This window comes from Arthrobacter sp. CAN_A6, assembly GCF_015751715.1.
Taxonomy (GTDB): Bacteria; Actinomycetota; Actinomycetes; order Actinomycetales; family Micrococcaceae; genus Arthrobacter_D.
Genome location: NZ_JADOUV010000037.1, coordinates 1 through 4,073, shown reverse-complemented (window position 1 = coordinate 4,073; position 4,073 = coordinate 1). Strand labels below are relative to the sequence as shown.

The 4,073-nt window shown below is 60.4% G+C and carries 4 protein-coding genes; 2 read left to right on the top strand and 2 right to left on the bottom strand.

The genetic code is table 11. The annotated features are described in order from the left end of the window. Positions 1-238: 238 nt before the first annotated feature. The gene (locus tag IWX75_RS17420; RefSeq protein WP_334684459.1) at positions 239-1,033 is read right to left on the bottom strand and encodes a nitrilase-related carbon-nitrogen hydrolase; all 795 of its coding nucleotides are present in this window, start codon (positions 1,031-1,033) and stop codon (positions 239-241) included. A gap of 50 nt (positions 1,034-1,083) precedes the next feature. Then, positions 1,084-2,433, bottom strand: coding sequence for a histidinol dehydrogenase (gene hisD, locus IWX75_RS17415; RefSeq protein WP_196823518.1), 1,350 nt, complete (start codon positions 2,431-2,433; stop codon positions 1,084-1,086). 72 nt (positions 2,434-2,505) lie between these two features. Between hisD and IWX75_RS17410 the strand changes: the two genes are divergently transcribed. Both IWX75_RS17410 and IWX75_RS17405 read left to right on the top strand, forming a co-directional pair. Next, positions 2,506-3,417 (top strand): LysR family transcriptional regulator, encoded by a 912-nt coding sequence (locus tag IWX75_RS17410; RefSeq protein ID WP_196823517.1) that lies wholly within the window; start codon positions 2,506-2,508, stop codon positions 3,415-3,417. 134 nt (positions 3,418-3,551) lie between these two features. Continuing rightward, entirely contained in the window at positions 3,552-4,016 is a 465-nt protein-coding gene (locus IWX75_RS17405; RefSeq protein ID WP_196823516.1) for a cytosine permease, read from the top strand. Positions 4,017-4,073: the final 57 nt, after the last annotated feature.

Genomic DNA, 4,073 nt, shown 5'->3' with positions numbered 1-4,073 from the left:
ATGTCTGCGTGCCATGATTCGTGAATTTCCTCCTGTGTCCATTCTCGGACACGAAACTCACATAAACACTGGACTCCTACCCGGGGACCCAACCAGAACGAGAACGACTCCCTGGACGTGCAGCACAGCACCGGTAGTGAATCAGTCGGAATACGTTAGCCGAGCTGACATGAGCACAAGCCTTTCAACCTGTGTCTCACATCAGTAGTACACCTCAGGGTGGTTAGTGACGGGTCGCTCAGTGTTCCGTATAGAGGTCGGGCCGGCGGTCGTGCAGTGAATCGTTGAGTGGTCCTATTCGGGTACGTTCCGCCGAGATGTTTATGACTGTGTCTAATCGGCCGGATGCGTCGGTGTTTCCGTAGAGCCAGCCGTCGCTGCCGATGATTGCCGTTCCTTGCGTCCAGGTATGTCCTCGTTCCGTTCCCCGGCGATCGCAGCAGATAATCGCCATGGCTGATGCCCGTGCCGCGGCCATGCCTTGGATTACCTCGGGCGGGTGCTCACCGGCAGGTCGGGCCACCAGGGGCCAGTTTGTTGGTACGACGGTGATTTCAGCGCCCCGGAGGGCGAGGGAGCGTGGCATTTCCGGGAATTCAAGGTCGTAGCAGATGAGAATCCCGATAGCACCGGCAGGCGTCTGTACCACCGGCGGGGCATGCTTCCCTTTGGAGAAAAGGGATTGTTCTTCATCCCATAGGTGGGTTTTGCGGTAGACGCTTTGCAGTCCGGCCTGAGTGATGACAGCAGCACTGTTGAAAAGTTCCCCGTCGCCCTGTTCACAAAATCCAACAACCAGAACCATGTCGGAGGTGAGCAGTTTCGCCCACTGTTCAAACAGAGGGTGATCAGCAGATAACGCGCACCGTTCGGCTTCGTCCTTGCGCAGGTAGTACCCGCTTGTAGCGAGTTCCGGCAGCACCAGCAGCTGTATCTCATCGGCTACCGCCTGTTGGATGGCGTCGTTGATCATGGAGAGGTTTGCCTCGAGCTCACCGGCCAGCGGGGCAAGTTCGTGGGCTCGAACTGACACCTCGCGTATTTGGGTTCGAGCGCGCGGGGGGGCAGGTTCTTTCAGATTCACTAGACCCGGATCCGGGAGTCAGTTTCGAAAGTCGGGCTAAGCCGCTGCAGTCGAAGGGTGGCGGTGGCCCGGTGCGCGGCCATTCCTTCTGATGCGGAAATTATGGCGACAGCCTCGGCGAGGTCGGGTGTCGCGTCCCGCTCCACACGCTGATAGGTGAGTGGTTTGAGAAACCGAGATACTGAGAGCCCCGCGGAGTGTTTGGCACCGCCGGCTGTCGGCAGAACATGGTTTGTTCCTGCCATTCCCTTGTCGGAGTATGCGACAGTGCTCCACTCTCCAAGGAAAACCGACCCGTAGTTGCGCAAGGTCGAGTGGTAGTAGTCGTTGTCGCGGGTCAGGAGTTCGAGGTGTTCCGGAGCAAGGTCATCCATGAGCGTGACTGCTATCTCACGGTTCGCCGCAACGGTGACGGAACCATAGTCGCGCCACGCCGCGCCAGCGATTTCGGCCGTCGCCAGTGTCAAGAGTTGACGCTCCACTTCGTCGATCACTTTCTGTCCCAACTCCGCGGACGTGGTCACCAAAGCAGCAGGGGAATTGGGACCGTGCTCGGCCTGTCCCAATAGGTCTGCGGCCACCAGTTCGGGATCGGCGCTTTCATCGGCAAGGACCGCCACTTCGGAAGGTCCCGCCAGCAGGTCGATAGCCGTCGTGCCGAACAGTTGGCGCTTGGCTTCAGCCACGTAGGCGTTGCCCGCGCCGACCAGCATGTCGACGGGCAGCTCACCGAGCAGCCCGAAGGCCATCGCGGCTAGAGCTTGCACGCCGCCCAGGACGAAAACCCGGTCGACCCCGGAAAGGTGCGCCGCGTACAGCACGGCATCATTGGCGCGGCCATCGGGCTGCGGTGGTGTGCATGCCAGGACGGTCGGCACCCCGGCGGTCTTGGCTACTCCCACGGTCATGAACGCACTGGCTGTGAGAGGGAACCGTCCGGCGGGCAGATAGGCCCCAACGCGGGATACCGGGATGTAGCGGACACCGGCTTTCACCCCGGGCACCACCTCGGTTTCAAAATCGACGAGATGTCCGCGCTGCGCCCGGGCGAACACCTGAGTGCGTTCCGCCCCGAGTTCGATTGCTCCGCGCAGATCGGCGGGCAGCCGGGTTCCACTGGAGGCGATGTCGCTTCCGGATAATTCGACGTCGCTTCTGTTCCAACCATCGAGCGTGCCGGCGTATTTCAGTACGGCGTCCATGCCTCCGGCCTCTATGTCGCGGAGCATCGATGACACAGTTTCGATTACGGCAGGATCGCGCTGGGCGGCGGGTGCATCAACCAGGGGTTCTTTGAGGTGGCGGTATTGACCGGTGAGGTTTTGCAGCACGGAGGGAGTAAATAGCATGCCGTGATCGTATGCAAAGAAAGAGACATACCACAAGGACTATAGAAACTATCGAAGCTATAGTCTTAGGCTATGACTCTTACTCAACTCCGGGCGTTCCTGCTCGCCGCCACTTTGGAGTCGTTCACTGCCGCTGCTACAGCTTTGGGAACCACCCAGCCCACCGTGTCCGAACTGGTCCGCAAGCTCGAGGCCGAAAACGGGCTGCAGCTCTTCGTGCGAGGTGGCCGGCACCTTGTGCTTACCTCGGCGGGACGGGAGTTGCTGCCGTGGGCTCGTCGGGTTGTGGATGGGGCAGATGGGGCCGAGCAGTCGTTGAACGCCTTCCGTGGAATGACAGGCGGAGTGGCATCCGTGGGGGTTCTGCGTAATGCCCCCTACTACTTCCTGTCCGATCTGGCGGTGCGATTCCATGCCGAACGACCAGGGGTACGCACCCGGCTGATCGGCCAGAACTCCGTAGAAGTTGCCGAGGGTGTGCGCTCCGGGGAGCTCGAGGCGGGTTTGGTTGTCCTGCCCATCGTTGACCACGGGCTCGCTGTTACGCCGATTTTGCGCGATGAAGTGCTGTGGGCCACGACCGATGCTGCGCGGACAGTGCACCCGATGACGGTCGAATCGATCACGGAAGCTCCACTCATTCTTTATGACGCCCACTATGGATGGGAGGATCCCACCCGGCGTCAGTTGGCCGAACGCGCCCAGCTCGCCGGGGTGCGGCTTGAGCCGATGATCGAGGTTGAGAACGTGGAATCTGCTTTGGCTTTGGTCGCCCGCGGGGTAGGCGACACGATTGTCTCCCGGGCGATCGCCGTCAATGCTGTTTTCCCTCCAGAGGTGTTCACCGTGCCTTTTGCCGACCCGTTCTACGAAACGATCGCCGTGATCACCCGCGAGGATGCTGCTTTATCTCCGGTGACCTCCGAGTTGCTGCGACTGGCCACCGAAATGGTGATGATGACTCACTCCGAGGCTGTGACATAGCTTCCTCCTATGGCTGATAGAGGTGTATATCGTCTTGTGCGATGAGTTCGTCGCACTTATCGTCAGTGGAACCGCACTCCAGTCAACTCCCTAGCTGGGTGTTGCATGTGCCGCGACCATACCGGAGGAAAACCATGAGCGGATCAGTTACGGCGCCGCAACAACCGGCTGTACGACCGGAGATCATCGAGTCGCGATCCATCGATTGGGTGCCGCTGACCGAGCGCAGCGGGAAGCCATGGAGTCTGTTCCCGCTTTGGTTCATGTCCAACGCCAATGTCACCACTCTGGCGACCGGCATGCTCGGCGCTGCCCTCGGGGCGTCCTTCCTGACTTCCCTGCTGGCGATAGTTTCGGGAGTTGCGGTCGGAACGGTCTTCACCGCATTCCATTCGGCCCAGGGGCCTCAGTTGGGCCTGCCCCAAATGATCCAGTCCCGGGCACAGTTCGGTTTCCGCGGTGTTGCCCTGATCTGCGCGGTCGTGGTGTTTAGCCTGGTCGGCTTCAACATGTTCAATCAAATGCTGGCCGCCGAGATCCTCACGATGACCACCGGTCTAGCGGAATTTTTCAAGCTGAACGGTACCAAGGGGAGTTAGGCGGCTGACTGTTGGGTGGTTTCCTGGGGTTGGTTGATCCACGCTGGTCCTGGGGGC

Coding starts and splice junctions, on each gene's coding strand:
- hisD (WP_196823518.1), bottom strand. CDS start 2,433: ATGCTATTTACTCCCTCCGTGCTGCAAAACCTCACCGGTCAATACCGC.
- IWX75_RS17410 (WP_196823517.1), top strand. CDS start 2,506: ATGACTCTTACTCAACTCCGGGCGTTCCTGCTCGCCGCCACTTTGGAG.
- IWX75_RS17405 (WP_196823516.1), top strand. CDS start 3,552: ATGAGCGGATCAGTTACGGCGCCGCAACAACCGGCTGTACGACCGGAG.